The sequence below is a fragment of the Ihubacter massiliensis genome (assembly GCF_024125305.1).
GTDB lineage: Bacteria > Bacillota > Clostridia > Peptostreptococcales > Anaerovoracaceae > Hominibacterium > Hominibacterium faecale.
Map to the genome: position 1 here is coordinate 3,618,382 of NZ_JAMXVH010000001.1, position 16,432 is coordinate 3,634,813.

Below are 16,432 nucleotides of genomic sequence, written 5' to 3' on the forward strand. Positions count from 1 at the left end.
AGGCTGTCCCCGGACCGAGTTGATAAAGGAGAATGAATATGAAACTTGTAAAAATTGAAATGGAAAACGGTGATGTGATGAAGGGGGAACTTTATCCTGACGTGGCGCCGGAAACAGTTGCCAACTTTGAAAAGCTGGCGGGAGAAGGATTCTATGACGGACTGACCTTCCACAGGGTCATTCCCGGCTTCATGATCCAGGGCGGCTGCCCGGACGGAACAGGAATGGGCGGTCCCGGGTACACCATTAAGGGAGAATTTACAGGCAACGGCTTTACCAATGATCTGGCCCATGAGCGGGGCGTTCTGTCCATGGCCAGAGCCATGGATCCCAACTCGGCGGGCTCCCAGTTCTTTATCATGGTAGCCCCTGCGCCCCACCTGGACGGCCAGTATGCGGCTTTCGGCAAGATTACCGAAGGTATGGAAGCGGCCGACAAAATTGTCAGCGTGAAAACCGGTTTTAACGATAAGCCGGCTGAACCGCAGGTGATGAAAAAAGTTACGGTTGAGGACGCGGAATAAAAGAGATCGTTTAAGTGGAGGGCCCGGCAAGTTTATTGCCGGGCTTTTTTGTAAATTTTTTTATTTGACCACACAGGCAAGCCTTTTTCGATACACGTAAGCTGCGGCGAACACAGATACTACCAGATACCCAATCATAATCAGCCAGCCTTCCCGAAAACTCAGCATGCCGCAGACCGACGGATCCATGGAAAAAACTTCGCCTCTGATCTGGCTTAATCCATAGGTGTTTGGAATGCAGAGGGCAGCGCTTTTCAACAGGCCGGTGGTATATTTAATGGAGCCTGTCGCACCGGAAAGAAACCATAAGATCACGGCCGCGGTCATTATGCTTCGGGGCGACAATTGGTATTCAAACAAGGTATTGTAGGTTTTTTCCTTGTACAGCAAATACAAAACATTGAACATGGACCCTAATAAAAAGGCAAGGAGGAATACCGCCACCGCAATAATATGAAACCAATCCAACTGGGTTTCCACATTGAGGATTTCTTCCACTTCCACTTGCAGATTTTTATCCGTGGCCCGGTAAAAGTCCAGAATTCCTTCGTTGAGATATAAGCGCAGGTTCTTTGCCATATCCGAATTGTAGTTATTAAAGAAATAGGAAATATCCGCGTTGCCGCCGCCTTCCAATTTGCCGCTGAAATCTCCGCTCACAAGGACCACACCGTTGACCTTTCCCTGTTGATACAAGTCCATGGCCGCTTCACGACCCTCTTTGACTTCTTCAAAATATGGTTTGTCTCCCAATGGTGAAATTTGGCTGAAAATGGATTTTTCAAGTACCTTTCCGTATGTGCCGGGATCTTCATTTACATAAGCCAGCCTGAGGGATGAAAAGTTCCCAAAGGTCAGGGCAAATATGATCAGGATGATGGTTGGCGCAATGACACCTGCTGCGATGGACTTTGGATCCGCCCTGAAAAGCAGCAATAATTTTTTAAATTCAGCAGTAAACAGTTTCATCTTTCCACCTCCTCGCTGCGGATTCATCTGATGTAGGAAATCGTAATCAGCACAAATGCCAGAATAAAGGAAAGACATAAGGCTCCAAAATCCGCGGTCCGGTCGATTGTGCCGTTAAAATAGCACCAGCGCACGATTTCGATGGCATAGGTCACAGGGTTGATATCGCCCAAGAGATTTGCCACGCTCCCAAAATACGAGAGGGAGCCAAAGCCGCCGCCCCCCGACCCATAGCGTCAGAGCAGTGACTAGGGATATCAGAAAAGCAGTCAGCGTTGACTTGATATAAATGCCGATGCACATGCCGATACAGACAAAAATGCCGTATCCCAATAGCAGCACCAAAAGAAAAGAAGGCAGATGGAATACATTGCCAGCGCCCAAATCGGAATGCTCACCCTGTGGCTGGAAAATGGCCGGAACATCAGCAGCAGGAAGCTGGCCGGACTCATAGAAGCAGCAAACTTGCGGGGCCCGATGCACTGCCTGGTGGAATTAGCGGTAAGGGAGGCAAAAAACTGAGATCATCAGGACCTCTCTTTTTTTGGAATTTTTAGAAAACGCTACCTTTCTTAAAAATTCCATGATAAAATATGATTATGATGAAAAAGGAGGAACCGACTATGGGAGTATTAATTAAGAACGGGACGATCGTTACTGCAGAAAATGAATTCAAAGGCGACGTGTATATAGCCGGCGGAAAGATCATTGCCATCGGCGCCAAGCTGGGGCATCGGCCGGATGACGAAGTTGTCGACGCTACCGGTAAATATGTTCTGCCCGGAGGAGTTGACCAGCATGTACATTTCTCCTTTACCTACAATGGCAGTAAAGTGCGGGGCTTCGAGACCTCCAACGCTGCCGCGGTAGGCGGAACCACCACCTTAATTGAATTCGTTAATCAGGAAAAAGGAAAAGGGCTGATCGAAACCCTGGAAGCATACAAGGCTTCCGACGCCGATGGGATCGCCATGGTGGACTACGGTTTTCACAGCGTTATGACCGATCCAAGAGACGAAGTGATCGAAGAGATTCCCAAGCTGGCAGAAGCGGGATATCCGACTATGAAACTGTTCATGGCATATAAAGGCATGTTCTTCCATGCGGATGACGATGCCATTTTAAAGGCGCTGCGCAAGGGAAAAGAGGCCGGCGTTACAATCATGGTCCATGCGGAAAACGCGGATATGATCGATGTCCTCACCAAACAGCTCATCGCGGAAGGAAAGACGGAGCCGTACTACCATGCTGTGTCCAGACCACCGGTTGTGGAAGCGGAAGCCACCAGAAGAGCCATCTATCTGGCCGAGCTGGCGGGAGCACCGCTTTATGTGGTCCACGTAACTTGTAAGGAAGCGCTGGAGGAAATCAAACAGGCATATAATCGGGGACAAGCTGTCTTCGGAGAAACCTGCTCCCACTATCTGGTGCTGGATACGGAAGATCTGGCGCGGCCCAACTTTGAAGGAGCCAAATATGTCTGTTCGCCGGCACTGCGTACGGCGGAGCATCGTCAGGCGCTATGGCAGGCTGTGGACAGAAAGTGGCTCAACGCCATCAGCTCCGACCACTGCGGCTTTGACTTCGCAGAGCAAAAACATATGGGCTTTGGCGAAGGCAAGTCCTTTGCCGATATCCCCAACGGAGCACCGAGCCTGCAGAACCGGCTGAACATTCTCTGGACCTACGGCGTTTGCGAAGGAAAAATTTCCAGAACAAGACTGGTCGATCTTTTCTCCACCATGCCGGCGAAAATCAACGGTCTGGATACAAAAGGACACATCGATGTGGGCTACGATGCCGACCTGGTTGTCTTTGATCCGGAATACCGGGGAATCATGAGCGCCCAAAATAACCTGGAAGGCGTTGATTACAGCCCATTCGAAGGATTCGAGCAGAAAGGCCGTCCGGAGACCGTATTCCTCAGAGGCATGAAGATCGTCGATAACGGCACCTATGTGGGACAGAAAGGACAGGGCAGATTCGTGCCTGGAAAACCTTATGGCGCAGCTTATGAAGATTGATGGGAAGCGACTGCTGCAGGACCTGCTTGTATTGAGGGACTTTACCGATACGCCAGGCAGCGGCGTTACCAGATTTTCTTATGGGACGCAGGATAAAAAGGCCAGGGAATATCTCTTTGAACAGGCAAAGGCTCTGGGCTGCCGGATCGAAACGGACGCGCTGAAAAACGTACGCATTCATATGCCCCAGAACAAGCCGGAGTGCAAGCGGGTCGTAATTGGATCCCATGTGGACACAGTGAGAAACGGCGGCTGGCTGGACGGAATCTACGGCGTCACAGGAGGACTTGCGGTTCTGCGGGCTTTGAAGGACTGCCAGCTTAACCGCAATCTGGAACTGGTGATCTTTGCCGAGGAAGAGGGATCCAACTTCGGATCCACCATGACTGGCAGCAAATTTATTACCGGCAGCTACGGCGACCCTGATCTGGATAAGCTGAAGAACGACCAAGACATTTCCCTGAGAACCATTTTGGGAGATCCATCTCCGGCGGACCTTGAAGCGGTCAGGTGGGATTTCGCTCAAATTGAGGCTATGCTGGAACTGCATATTGAGCAGGGCCCGGTGCTGGAGAGAAAGGGACTGCCTCTGGGAATCGTTGAGGCCATTTTCGGTATGCAAGTCATTGAGGTTGAAATAAAAGGCGTGGGCAACCATGCGGGAGCAACGCCCATGGTCGATCGCAAAGACGCCCTTTGCGCTGCCGCCCAGTGCATTCTGGCCGCAGAAGACATGGTCAGGCCGGATGGAATAAGTGTGGTAACCGTGGGACGCATCCACGCAGAACCGGACTGCTCCAACGTGATCCCGGAAAAAGCCCGGTTTACCTTGGAGGTTAGGGATCGGGACAACAAAAAAATTCAGACCTATATGGATCGTATTACAGCGGCGTTCAAAGAAATTTGCAGCCAAAGAGGCGTGGACTGCCAGATAACAAGAACATCGTCATCCAAGCCCCTCAGCCTTGACACTGGGCTGATTGAGACTATGAAAGGGCTGGCGGAAAAGAAAAGAATTCCTCATCAAGTGATGGACAGCGGCGCGGTACACGATGCCTGTATGATCGCAAACCATGCCAGAACAGGAATGATCTTTGTACCCAGTATTGGCGGCAGAAGTCACGTACCAGAGGAAGATACCAAAAAGGAAGATTTGATTCTGGGAGCACAGTTTCTGCTCGATCTGGCTTCTGATTTGACCGGCGCGAAATAAAAGAAAATTTTAATGCTCCTTTCATTTATAGAATGTACCATAATGGTACACAATAGAAGCAAGAGAGGAGATGGAATTATGAGAAAAAAAGTTACATTGCTGTTAGCTGCGGTTGTAGCAGTATTGATGATTGCCGGATGCTCTTCCGGAGACGACGATAAAGCTGCCCAGCAGACCCAGCCGCCTTCCAGCGAACAGACTACACAAGCGGCGACTTCTGAAAGCCAGCAGAATCTGATCGGTGAACAGAAGGCCAAGGAAATTGCCCTTATGAAAGTAGAGGGCGCCAAGGAATCCCATATTACCAAATTCAAGCTGGACAAAGACGATGGCCGTCAGGAATACGAGGGTGAAATCGTCTATAACAACCGGGAATACGATTTTGAAATCGATGCGGTTTCCGGCGAAATCCTCAGTTGGGAAGACGAAGCAGTAAATCAGTAAAAAAGAAAACAGCGGGCATGCCGGAGAACGGCATATCCGCTGTTTTTATTTTGGAGCTATCCATGGAGAGAGCGCTTGACCTTTGCCAATGTTTTCTTCAGGAAGAGTGCGCACAATAAGACGGATACCAGTTCGGCGATGGGGAAGGCCCACCATACCGCATTGATATTTCCCGACAGGGAGAGCAAATAAGCGGCCGGCAGCAGCACGATCAGCTGGCGGATCAGGGATACGATCAAACTGTATACGCTCATCCCCAGTGCCTGGCATACGGAACTGGCGATGATGGAAAATCCGGCGAATACAAAATGGATGGAAATGATCCGCAGGGCCGGAATGCCCATGGACATCATATGCTCAGACGCGCTGAACAAATGGAGCAGCGGGCCGGGTATAGCCTGAAAGAGGATTACCCCCAGGCACATGATGCCGATGGCATAACAGGCCGCGTAGCGAATGGTGCGATGAATACGGTCTTCTTTACCGGCGCCGTAATTATAAGCGACGATGGGTACCATGCCGTTGTTGAGGCCGAAAATGGGCATGAAGACAAAGCTTTGAAGTTTAAAGTAGACCCCGAAAACCGCCACAGCTGTGGAACTGAACGCAATCAGGATTTTGTTGAGGCCGAAGGTCATGACCGAACTTATAGCCATCATCAAAATAGACGGAATTCCAATGTACAAGATACTGAAGAGAATGTGCCGGTCCGGGCGAAGACAGCTGAAGCTCAGCGTAACATCATGGTTTTTCTTATAATTAAAAAACAAAGCAAGGCAGGCAGCTGCGATCTGCCCTAAAACCGTAGCTAGAGCAGCCCCGGCCACTCCCATTTTCGGCATTCCCAAAAGACCGAAGATCAGGATCGGATCAAGGATGATATTGATAACAGCACCGATACCCTGTGTGATCATGGTATAAAAGGTACGTCCGGTGGATTGAAGGAGACGCTCAAAGGTGAACTGAAAGAAGAGCCCGAAGGACATGGCGCAGCAGATCTGCAGGTAGATGTTTCCGTAATCGAGGATCTGGGCAATATCTGTCTGGGCCCTCATGAAGATGTTGACCCCGGTAAAGGAAAAGAGCAGAAACACCAAATAACAGATAGCGATGAGTAAAAGCCCCTGCATGGCTACTTTATTGACTCTCGGCTGATCCCTCTGCCCCAGAGCTCTGGAAAGTAGTGCATTGATGCCCACGCCTACCCCGCTGCCCACAGCGATGAGCAGATTCTGGATGGGAAAGGCCAGGGACACGGCGGTCAAAGCGTTCTCGTTGATCATGGCTACGAAGATACTATCCACTACATTATACAGGGCTTGCACCAACATGGAAATAATCATGGGCAGAGCCATAGTAATCAGTAATTTGTTAACGGGCATAATCCCCATTTTATTTTCGGTTTGTTGAAGTGTTGCATCAGACATTTTAAAAATTCCCCCTTTATAAATAAGTTAGATATCGAACTATATCAATGAAAAGAAAATGAATGTATCTGCAAGTACATTCATTTAATCGTTTCGGACAAGCGTTTTAAAAGACGCAGCAGTGTTTCCATCTCGTCATCTGTAAATACCTGAAAATCCTGTGCTTCATCCTGAGCCAGCCTTTGTTCAAACTCAATGAAGGTAGACTCGCCGGCCGAAGTTAGAACCAATTTTTTCAGCCGTGCATCGCAGACAACGCTTTCCCGGCGAATGTATCCTTTGTTCTCCAGAATTCCCAACACATTGGAAATAGTTGAGCGCCGCACATCCAATGCCGCTTCCAGATCACGCTGGAATACATCCCCCTTTTTGGAGGCTATAAAAATATGCTCCATAGCGATGAACTGGATTAACGTCAGATTGTATTCGTCTGCAAGACGGTCGATTTTTCTCTTTAATTTCACATCAATGACATGAATCATTTTGCCTATATTTTTCATAAAATTTGTTCCCTTTGTTAGAACTCTAACAATATTAACAGAAGGCGATTAGAATGTCAAGGCAGAAAAACGTTAAAAGTTTTTGGTAATGGGTATAATAAAAAACACAAGGGATGAATGAGGAGGAAAAAACAATGTATGATGTGATTATTATAGGTGCGGGACCAGCCGGGCTTTCCGCAGGCATTTATGCGATTCGCTCGGGATTGAAAACTTTGATATTCGATAAAGCTTCCTTTGGCGGACAGACCATTCTTTCGGCGGAGATTGAAAATTATCCCGCCGTACCATCGGTAACAGGGCCGGATTTTGCGGAAAAAATGTATGAGCAGCTGACCTCTTTGGGCGGCGTAATCAAACTGGAAGAAGTTAAAAAAATCGATGCGGAGCATAAAATCATAGAGACGGGAGCCAATCAATATCAGGCACAAAAACTGATTATCGCGGCCGGACTCAAGAGGAGAAAGCTGGGCTGCCCAGGTGAAGATGAGCTGGCTGGAAAAGGCGTTTCCTACTGCGCCATCTGCGACGGGCGCTTTTTCACCGATAAGGATGTGGTCGTGGTGGGCGGAGGTAATACGGCTATGGAAGATGCCCTGTATATGGCAGCCTACTGCAATCATATTACCATTGTCTGCCGCAAGGACAGTTTAAATGGAGAAGAAACGCTCAAATCCGGAGTGGAGAAAAAAGACAATATATCGGTGATGTATGGTGTCAATGTAGCTGAGATTCAAGGCGAAACGGTTGTTGAAGAAGCGGTGCTGGATAATGGGGAGATCCTACGGACCAGTGCGGTTTTTGTTGCCATTGGATATGAAGCTGACAGCAGTTTTTTGGAAGGACAGGTGGAATTGACTCAGGAAGGCTATGTAATTGCTGGAGAAGATTGTCGTACTAATGTGCCGGGTGTTTTTATAGCAGGGGATTTGAGAACCAAAGGGGTACGGCAGATTGTGACTGCTGCTGCTGACGGAGCTGTGGCAGCGTTGGGAGCGGCAGACGAGCTATTAAAGATGTAACTAGTCACAAAAAAACTTAAAAAAAACAAAGTTTAATGTTGAAAACGGTTTCATAAAGTGCGATAATTATAGTAGTAATATTCTGAAAATATATGTGGGTGAGCATTTTAGAGAAGAATATTCGGATGATAGCCGCCGAGATGAGACCGAAACTGCTTTCATTCTGCAAGAGCGGGATCTTTTTACTGGGATTCTGACAGGCAGAGATTCGAAATGTAGAGGCTTGGCGGTGTCCAGGCCTTTTTGTCATAAGGAGATGAGAGCTTCAAGGGCGGTGCCGAATTATATAGGAACCAAAAAAACGGAAAACTGAAAATGAGCACCAGATAAGCCTTCTGAAAAGGTGAGGACTGACATGTACGGTGCCGGCCCGGTCAGGCCGCGCAGCGTATGATTGAATTGGACAAAATATTAATGATTGAAGAGGGCGCTATGAATATCAGACATATTGCAAAACAGGCTGGTGTTTCTGTGGCGACGGTTTCCCGGGTACTGAATCACCCGGAAAACGTGGCGCCGAAGACCAGAGAAAAAATCGAAAAGATCATTGCGGAGACAGAATATACACCCAACTGGTTCGCACGGGGCCTGAATTTTAATAAGACTGGGACCATCGGCCTTATGATACCCCATATATTGAATTCCGTACATATGGAGATCGCTAAAGGTGTAGAGGATGTGGCGCATCAAAAGGAATATATCGCCTTAATGTGCAACGTGGAGCACGATGCAGCCAAAGAAAAACGATATCTGGATCAGCTGATAAAAAGAAGGGTAGACGGCATCATCTTTATTTGTTCTTCTTTGGAAAAAAAAGACTTTCAGCTGGTGCAGGAACAAAAAATTCCGGTGGTGCTCATCGGAGAGCATAAAAATAGTCTGGGGCTGCACGTGGTAAGCATCGACTGCAAACAGTCAGCAAAAAAAGCAGTGAACCATCTGCTGGAAAGCGGTCATGAAAAAATAGCTATGCTTTATGGGACCGAACCTCAGATCGAGAATGAGTATAAAATGGCCGGATATAAGCAAGCGCTCAAGGAAGCGGAACTGCCCTTTGTCCGGGACTATCTGCGGGAGGTAGAAAACACCATCGAAGGCGGTTACCTTGGGGCGAAAAAACTGGCAGAACTTGCCGATCCCCCGAGAGCGATTTTTGCCAGCAGCGACTATATCGCCTTTGGTGCCATGGATGCTATTAAAGATAAAGGCCTCAAGATTCCCGATGATATGGCAGTAATGGGTTTTGACAATGTTAGAATGTCAAATCTGGTAGAACCAAAGCTGACTACCGTAGAAGTACCGCTGCATAAAATGGGAGTATACGGTGCGCGTCTGCTATTTGATATTATAGAAGGCGAAGAGGAACCAGAGACGGAGCCGAAGACGATCCTGCTTCAGTCTAAGCTGAAGATTCGAAAGTCCAGCGGCCATAAAGAAAGAATTGGAGAAATGTTTTAATGATGAAGACAGAATTTTTAGGTCTGAGAATGGAAAATCCGATTATGGCAGCGGCGGGTCCCTGGAGCAGGGATGGTGAAAGCATTCGCCGCCTGATCAAAGCAGGAGCGGGGGCTGTGGTGACAGAGAGCGTAGTCAGCGATACCCTGCTGGATGTACGACCACGGATTGCTTACGATGGCATGGGAGCTCAAAATATAAGACTTTACAGCGATATACAAATTGAAGGCTGGGAACGGGAAATGGAGATCGCAAAGAGCGGCGGCGGCGTGGTGATCGCCAGCATTTCCGCCCATACGCCGTCGGAACTGGCCTATTTGGCTACAAAAATGGAAAAGTTCGGAGCCGATGCCATTGAAATCAGCGTATCCAATCCTATGTGGGAATCTTTGGAAGTCATGGCTTCCCATCCGGAAACCGTTTTTGAAATGACCAAGGAGGTTGTATCCAACGTAAAATTGCCGGTAATCGTCAAGCTTTCCCAGAATACAACCAATATCTCCGCGGTAGCCAAAGCCGCTAAAAACGCAGGTGCCAGCGGCGTCAGCGCCATCAATACCATTCGCTGCATTCTCAGCGTGGATATTGAAACGGGAAAACCATCTCTGGCTACATATGGCGGATATTCGGGAGGGCCGATTCGCCCTCTGGGGCTGGCTTCCGTAGCCACCATCGCCCAGACGGTAGATATTCCTATCTGCGGTATCGGCGGCATTACGGATTACCGCAATGCTTTGGAATACATCATGTTGGGAGCATCCGCCGTGCAGGTGGGAACAGCCGTGATGATCAACGGCCCCGAGGCCCTGACCAAAATCATAACCGGTCTCAATCAGTGGTTGGAGGAAAAGAAGATCGGCAACATTTCCAGAATAAAAGGAAAAGCGCTGCGAAATCTCAAATCATTTGATGAGATCAAAATCGAGCCGGCGACCAGCACTGCTATCAGCGTGCCGTGTACGGCTGATTGCGGCATCTGTATCCATGCGTGCATGTATCACGCGATTTCCAAAAAAGACGATCAAATTTGTGTAGATCAGGAGCTTTGCACCGGCTGCGGTTTGTGTACCTGTATCTGTCCGGCAAAAAAATTAAAATTGGATTGGTAAAAAACTCTTGCAATTTTCTGAAAATATGGTATATTATTAAATGTAACCGGTTACAGAAACTTGTTGCATTGTGAAGGTATGGTAACTAATTTTTTTAAATATAAAAAGGAGGACGAAGATTATGTATACTTGTAGTTTGGACAGAATGACTGATAAAATCAAGACATTCAGTAAATATGGTGATGCCGGACACGGTGGAATTACTAGATATTCGCTGTCACCGGAAGCGAAACTGGCAAGAGAAGAGTTCATCAAAAGAATGAAGGCCATCGGCGCGGAAATCGAAATTGATGATGTGGCCAACATTTATGCGACTCTGCCGGGAACCGATCCGGGCGCCAAGAGAATTGTAACTGGTTCCCATGTGGATTCCGTTAAAAACGGCGGCAACTACGATGGTATCCTGGGTGTAATGAGTGCAATGGAAGTTTTGGAAACCGTTGCCGAAAACAACATTCCCCACAAACATCCGCTTACGGCAATGATCTGGACTAACGAAGAAGGTTCTCTGTATCCGCCGGCGATGATGGTTTCCGGTATTGTATGCAACGACTACCTGCCTCCTGAAATTGCAAAGAACTTTAAATATGAAAACATGATGAAATCCAAGGCAATGGAAGAGCATGAAGGCAGCGCCAAAACCTTCGGCGAAGCTCTGGATGCATCCGGCTATAAAGGCGATGCCAAATATCGTCTCAGCCCTGACAAATATCTGTGCAACTTCGAAGCGCATATTGAACAGGGACCGATCCTGGAAGAAGCGGGAAATGATATCGGCGTTGTTGACTGTGTACTGGGCATGTTCAACTACTCCCTGAAGTTCACCGGATTTGCGGCTCATGCGGGAACTTTCCCCATGAGCAAGAGACATGATGCTCTCTATGCGGCTTCCCAGGCCCTGTGCTATCTTCATGATGAGATCGACAAGCTGGGCAGACCAGAACTGGTTTACACCACAGGCGAAATCTACTGCCATCCATGCGTACATACTGTAATCCCGGACGAAGTGGAATTCTCACTGGATGTCCGCCACGAAGATCCAAAGGTCCGCGAGCAGGTTATGGAGATCGTGAAGAAGATCGCCACTATGAAATGGGCTGGCTGTGACTGCGAAATCAGAGAAAATTGGAAGCGCGACACCGTTTATTGGAACGAAAAATTGGTCGGCTATGTAAAATCTGCAGCTGAAGATGCAGACATTTCCCATCAGATGATCCATTCCGGCGCAGGCCATGATGCACAGTTCGTAGCATATATGCTGCCGACAACGATGATTTTCATCCAGACAAAAGACGGACTGTCCCATTGCGAACCGGAATACGCAAAACCAGAACACTGCACCAGCGGCGCTACCGTACTGCTGAATGCGATTCTGAAAGCGGACGAAGACTTTGAATAGTGACGATTCGTCACTACAGAGGATAATGGAGGGAGCTTTTGTCAAGCTCCCCTGAATGGATAAGCTGCATTTTCACTGACCCTAAAAGCCATTTGATGATGCAGCTTTTTTTCCAAAAGGAAAGAAGCGACGCGGTAAGGAGGAATGTAAATTGAGTAAAGTAGTAGAAGCAAAGTACACCGCAGAAGCTGTTTGTGGATTTAGCCATAGAACCGCTATGGAAGAAGCCGCAAGATGCCTGTTGTGTCACGACGCACCATGCAGCCAGAGCTGCCCGGCAGGAACTGACCCTGCAAAGTTCATTCGCTCGATCAGATTCAGAAACGTCAAAGGCGCAGCTGAAACGATTCGAGAAAACAATGTTTTAGGCGGAACCTGCGCAAGAGTTTGCCCATATGACAAGCTTTGCGAGGAAGCTTGCTCGAGATGCGGCATCGACAGACCGATTGAAATCGGAAAGCTGCAGAGATATGCCATTGATCAAGAAAAGACGTTCGGTATGAAAATACTGAATGCGCCTGATGAAAAGAAGGCGGCAAAGGTTGCCTGCGTAGGAGCAGGACCAGCATCTCTGGCCTGTGCCGCAGAACTGGCCAAAGCCGGATATCAGGTGACAATCCTGGAAAGAGAAGCCAAGGCCGGCGGCGTGCTTACATACGGAATCGTTCCCAGCAGACTGCCTCAGGCTGTCGTTGACCACGATATCGCACAGGTAGAAGGTCTGGGTGTTAAGTTTGAATTTGGAAAAGAAGTAAAAGAAGCAGATGTTGCAGATTATGATGCCGTATTCATCGGTGCCGGTTTGTGGGGCATCCGGATTCCGGATATCGAAGGAAAAGACCTGAAAGGCGTTTACGCGGCAGCTGATTTCCTGAAGGAAGCCAGAACCAAGGGCGAAGGCTTCGATCCGGGAAAGAAAGTCGTCGTTGTAGGCGGCGGCGATGTTACGGTTGACTGCGCCGTAACCGCAAAACTTCTGGGAGCGGACGATGTGAAGATCGTTTACAGAAGAACACTGGAAGAGGCTCCCGGCAATATGTCGGAATTCCAGTACGCGCTGGAGTTGGGTATCGGTATTACCACCGGTATGGCGCCGGCAGCGGTAAAAGGAAACGGCAAAGTTGAAACTGCCGTATTCAAAGGATTCAGAGACGATGCGGCTCAGATGCAGGTTTCCGCGGATACCATTGTATTTGCAACCGGCCAGGGTCCACAGGATATGACGAAGATCGCTCCTGTCAAAGTTACGGAAAAAGGCACGATTGATGCCGGCGAGGACGGCATTACCAGCGCCGACAAGTATTTTGCGGCCGGAGACATTGTAAACGGCGGCAAGACAGTTGTAGAAGCAGTAGCGGCGGGAAAAGATGCCGCAGCCTCTATGATTGCATATCTTGAGAAGAAAGGAGTGAAGTAGGATGGCAGTTAAAAAAGATTTATCTATAAACTATTTAGGTGTTGAATGCGAAAATCCGTTCTTCCTTTCAAGCTCACCGGTTGGAAGTAATTACGAGATGGTTGCAAAGAGTTTTGAAGCAGGCTGGGGCGGCGTGTTTTATAAGACCGTAGGTATCTTCGTTGCTGACGAATGCTCCCCCAGATTTGACAATGTGAATAAAGAGGGCCTACCATGGGTCGGCTTTAAAAACATGGAGCAGATTTCCGACAAGCCTACTGAATTGAACTTTGAGAATATGCGTAAGCTCAAGAGAGCTTATCCGGAAAAAATCATGGTTGCTTCCATCATGGGAAGCAACGAACAGGAATGGAGAGATTTGGCTAAGATGGCGGAACAGGCGGAAGCGGATTTAATCGAAGGAAACTTCTCCTGCCCGCAGATGACCAGCCACGATATGGGTTCTGACGTAGGAACCAATCTTGAACTGGTAAGATCTTATTCCAAAGCGGTTTCCGAGACTACAAAAATCCCCTTCATCGCCAAGATGACACCCAACTGCAAGAACATGGAAGAACCTGCAATCGCAGCTATTGAAGGCGGAGCGGCCTCTGTATCGGCGATCAATACCATCAAGTCGATTACCAACATTGACTTTGAGAATATGACGGCAATGCCTGTTGTAAATGGAAAGTCTTCGATTTCCGGCTACTCCGGCGCAGCTGTTAAGCCCATCGCGCTCAGATTCATCGCTCAAATGCTCCAGAATGAAAAGTTGAAAGATCTGGAGATTTCTGGAATCGGAGGTATTGAAACCTGGAGAGACGCGGCTGAATTCCTGGCTTTGGGATGCAGAAACGTTCAGGTTACCACTGCCATCATGCAGTACGGATATCGGATTGTTGAAGATATGGCGAGCGGCCTCATGCACTTTATGGACGAGAGGGGTTACAATAAACTGGATGAATTTATCGGCTGCGCACTGCCGAATATCATCCCTGCGGAAGAGCTGAACCGTGACTTCAAAATCCTGCCTGATTTCAATGAAGATAAATGCATTGGCTGCGGCAGATGTTATATCTCCTGTTATGACGGCGCTCATCAGGCCATTGACTGGAATGAAGAGAAAAGAAGACCCGAACTGAACGACAACTGCGTAGGATGCCACCTGTGTATCAACGTATGCCCGGTTCAGGAATGTATTACACCGGGAGAAATCAAGTGGAAAGACGGCAGAAAACCGGCGGATATCACTCTCAAACATCACTACGAGTAATCTTCACACAAAGTTACCATACACAACGGGATTACACCTCTCCGGAGGTGTTTTCCTGTTTTTGGCTGTGGTTCTTGACAAAAATAGGATCCTCGTTTAGCATGGGACCCAAAGGAGATACGATTATGGAACATATGGATCAAAGCTTGTTTGAAAAAATCAAAGCCAAAGTGGAGCTTTACATGAAAGCGCTGGAAAACGTGGGAATTGCCCAGTACGAGACTTCCAGGATGAAAAAGAGCCCTCAGACAGAGGACGAGCTGCTAGCCGCACTGGAGGTCATCTTTCAGTCGAGCAAAGAGTTGAACCTCATTTTTGAAGAATCTCCCAACAGTTTCTTTGTCTGCGATGCAGACGGCGAATGCCTCAGGGTTAATAAATCTTATGAGAAAATGGTGAAAATGAACCGGCATGAAGTCTTGGGCAAAAACGTGGCTGACCTGGATGGGGACGGGATTTTCCGGCCTTCTGTGTGTTTGCTGACCCTCAAGGAAAAGCGGCCGATTTCTGTACTGCAGGATATCCGTGATGTAAAGCGTATGGCCGTGACCGGCGTACCGGTATTTGATGAAAATGGTACGCTCTTCCGGGTTGTTACCAATGCGGTCAAGCTGGACGAGATGAATTCTTTGACCCGATATATGCGAGGCAAAGAAAAGTGCGAAAAACAGAAGGTAGAGAAAAAAGAAATCATCGCTGAGAGCAAAGCCATGAAAGAGGTTCTGGGATTGGCGGATGTGATTAAAAACACGGAATCCAATGTGCTGATAACCGGAGAAACCGGTGTGGGCAAAGGCGTGCTGGCCTCCTATATCCATGAAACCAGCAATCGCTCCGTAAAACGGATGGTCAGCATCAACTGCGGAGCCATACCGGAAAACCTCCTGGAGTCAGAGCTATTCGGCTACGAGAGCGGAGCATTCACTGGAGCTGATAAAAAAGGAAAGCCGGGACTGATCGAGCTGAGCGACGGCGGAACGCTGTTTCTCGACGAAATTAGTGAGCTGCCTTTGATGCTCCAGGTTAAAATCCTTCATTTTTTGCAGACCAAAAAATTGACCCGGGTAGGGGGTACCAGAGAAATTCCCATCGATACCAGAATCATTGCTGCCAGTAACCGGGCTTTGGAGTTGGAAGTGGAACGGGGAACCTTTCGATCCGATCTCTATTACCGAATCAATGTCATCCCCATTTACATTCCGCCGCTGCGGGAAAGACGGGATGATTTGGGCGTGATCACTCAGCATTTCCTGGACATGTACATGAAAAAGTATAATAAAAAGATGAAGTTGGACGAAGAAACCATGAATTTTATCATGAATCACGATTGGAAAGGCAATGTGCGCGAACTTGAAAATTATATTGAACGATTGGTCGTGACCAATGAATCCGGCTGGGTGCTGGCCCTGGATCAGGATGAACGCAGCCAGGAAGACGGCAGAAAAGATGCCCTCAATAAAACAGTGGAAGAGGTGGAAAAGGATATCATTATTAAAGCTTACGAGCGCTATAAGAGCAGTTATAAAGTAGCTGAGGTCCTGGGCATAAGCCAGTCGACGGCCTATCGCAGAATTAAAAAGTACATAAAGGAAAGTCAAGGCTGAATCGCGTAATTCGATTTAGACTTATATGGGGCCGCCTGAAGGAATTCAAACCTTTAGCACGGTTCTT

Annotated in this window: 16 protein-coding genes; 12 read left to right on the forward strand and 4 right to left on the reverse strand. The window is 48.1% G+C overall.

The window, feature by feature from the left end; translation table 11 throughout:
• The first annotated feature begins 38 nt into the window (after positions 1 to 38).
• The gene (locus NIA71_RS16600; protein WP_415270834.1) at positions 39 to 524 is read left to right on the forward strand and encodes a peptidylprolyl isomerase; all 486 of its coding nucleotides are present in this window, start codon (positions 39 to 41) and stop codon (positions 522 to 524) included.
• 60 nt (positions 525 to 584) lie between these two features.
• Here NIA71_RS16600 and NIA71_RS16605 read toward each other — a convergent pair whose 3' ends face one another.
• On the reverse strand, positions 585 to 1,493 hold the full coding sequence (locus NIA71_RS16605; protein WP_253021001.1) for an ABC transporter permease: 909 nt from the start codon (positions 1,491 to 1,493) through the stop codon (positions 585 to 587).
• 23 nt (positions 1,494 to 1,516) lie between these two features.
• A complete protein-coding gene (locus NIA71_RS16610) occupies positions 1,517 to 1,666 on the reverse strand; it encodes a hypothetical protein (protein ID WP_253021002.1) in 150 nt (49 codons plus the stop codon).
• Between the two features lie 187 nt (positions 1,667 to 1,853).
• Between NIA71_RS16610 and NIA71_RS16615 the strand changes: the two genes are divergently transcribed.
• The 4 genes from NIA71_RS16615 (at position 1,854) to NIA71_RS16630 (ending at position 5,174) form a co-directional block, all read left to right on the forward strand.
• On the forward strand, positions 1,854 to 2,015 hold the full coding sequence (locus tag NIA71_RS16615; RefSeq protein WP_253021003.1) for a TetR-like C-terminal domain-containing protein: 162 nt from the start codon (positions 1,854 to 1,856) through the stop codon (positions 2,013 to 2,015).
• Positions 2,016 to 2,116: 101 nt separating this feature from the next.
• A complete protein-coding gene (hydA, locus tag NIA71_RS16620; protein WP_253021004.1) occupies positions 2,117 to 3,517 on the forward strand; it encodes a dihydropyrimidinase in 1,401 nt (466 codons plus the stop codon).
• Complete coding sequence (locus NIA71_RS16625) at positions 3,495 to 4,730, forward strand: M20 family metallo-hydrolase (protein ID WP_253021005.1); 1,236 nt, start codon at positions 3,495 to 3,497, stop codon at positions 4,728 to 4,730. Before hydA ends, NIA71_RS16625 begins: the two co-directional genes overlap by 23 nt.
• Positions 4,731 to 4,808: 78 nt before the next feature.
• Positions 4,809 to 5,174, forward strand: a complete 366-nt coding sequence (locus tag NIA71_RS16630) for a PepSY domain-containing protein (RefSeq protein WP_253021006.1) — start codon at positions 4,809 to 4,811, stop codon at positions 5,172 to 5,174.
• A 56-nt stretch (positions 5,175 to 5,230) separates the two neighbouring features.
• Here the strand turns inward: NIA71_RS16630 and NIA71_RS16635 are convergent, their stop codons facing one another.
• Both NIA71_RS16635 and NIA71_RS16640 read right to left on the reverse strand, forming a co-directional pair.
• Positions 5,231 to 6,601, reverse strand: coding sequence for an MATE family efflux transporter (locus NIA71_RS16635; protein WP_253021007.1), 1,371 nt, complete (start codon positions 6,599 to 6,601; stop codon positions 5,231 to 5,233).
• A gap of 80 nt (positions 6,602 to 6,681) precedes the next feature.
• Positions 6,682 to 7,101 (reverse strand): MarR family winged helix-turn-helix transcriptional regulator, encoded by a 420-nt coding sequence (locus NIA71_RS16640; RefSeq protein WP_253021008.1) that lies wholly within the window; start codon positions 7,099 to 7,101, stop codon positions 6,682 to 6,684.
• Between the two features lie 134 nt (positions 7,102 to 7,235).
• On the opposite strand from NIA71_RS16640, the gene NIA71_RS16645 reads away from it, so the two are divergent.
• From NIA71_RS16645 to NIA71_RS16675, 7 genes are all read left to right on the forward strand, one after another.
• Positions 7,236 to 8,123 (forward strand): NAD(P)/FAD-dependent oxidoreductase, encoded by an 888-nt coding sequence (locus NIA71_RS16645; protein ID WP_253021009.1) that lies wholly within the window; start codon positions 7,236 to 7,238, stop codon positions 8,121 to 8,123.
• 432 nt (positions 8,124 to 8,555) lie between these two features.
• Entirely contained in the window at positions 8,556 to 9,581 is a 1,026-nt protein-coding gene (locus NIA71_RS16650; protein ID WP_253021010.1) for a LacI family DNA-binding transcriptional regulator, read from the forward strand.
• The gene (locus NIA71_RS16655; protein ID WP_148398423.1) at positions 9,581 to 10,690 is read left to right on the forward strand and encodes a nitronate monooxygenase; all 1,110 of its coding nucleotides are present in this window, start codon (positions 9,581 to 9,583) and stop codon (positions 10,688 to 10,690) included. The genes NIA71_RS16650 and NIA71_RS16655 overlap by 1 nt, the downstream gene beginning before the upstream one ends.
• A 121-nt stretch (positions 10,691 to 10,811) precedes the next feature.
• On the forward strand, positions 10,812 to 12,089 hold the full coding sequence (locus NIA71_RS16660) for a Zn-dependent hydrolase (RefSeq protein WP_148398421.1): 1,278 nt from the start codon (positions 10,812 to 10,814) through the stop codon (positions 12,087 to 12,089).
• A gap of 151 nt (positions 12,090 to 12,240) precedes the next feature.
• The gene (locus NIA71_RS16665) at positions 12,241 to 13,506 is read left to right on the forward strand and encodes an FAD-dependent oxidoreductase (protein WP_148398419.1); all 1,266 of its coding nucleotides are present in this window, start codon (positions 12,241 to 12,243) and stop codon (positions 13,504 to 13,506) included.
• 1 nt (position 13,507) lies between these two features.
• Positions 13,508 to 14,761, forward strand: a complete 1,254-nt coding sequence (preA, locus tag NIA71_RS16670; protein ID WP_148398417.1) for an NAD-dependent dihydropyrimidine dehydrogenase subunit PreA — start codon at positions 13,508 to 13,510, stop codon at positions 14,759 to 14,761.
• A gap of 125 nt (positions 14,762 to 14,886) precedes the next feature.
• On the forward strand, positions 14,887 to 16,365 hold the full coding sequence (locus NIA71_RS16675) for a sigma-54 interaction domain-containing protein (RefSeq protein WP_253021011.1): 1,479 nt from the start codon (positions 14,887 to 14,889) through the stop codon (positions 16,363 to 16,365).
• Positions 16,366 to 16,432 lie beyond the last annotated feature (67 nt).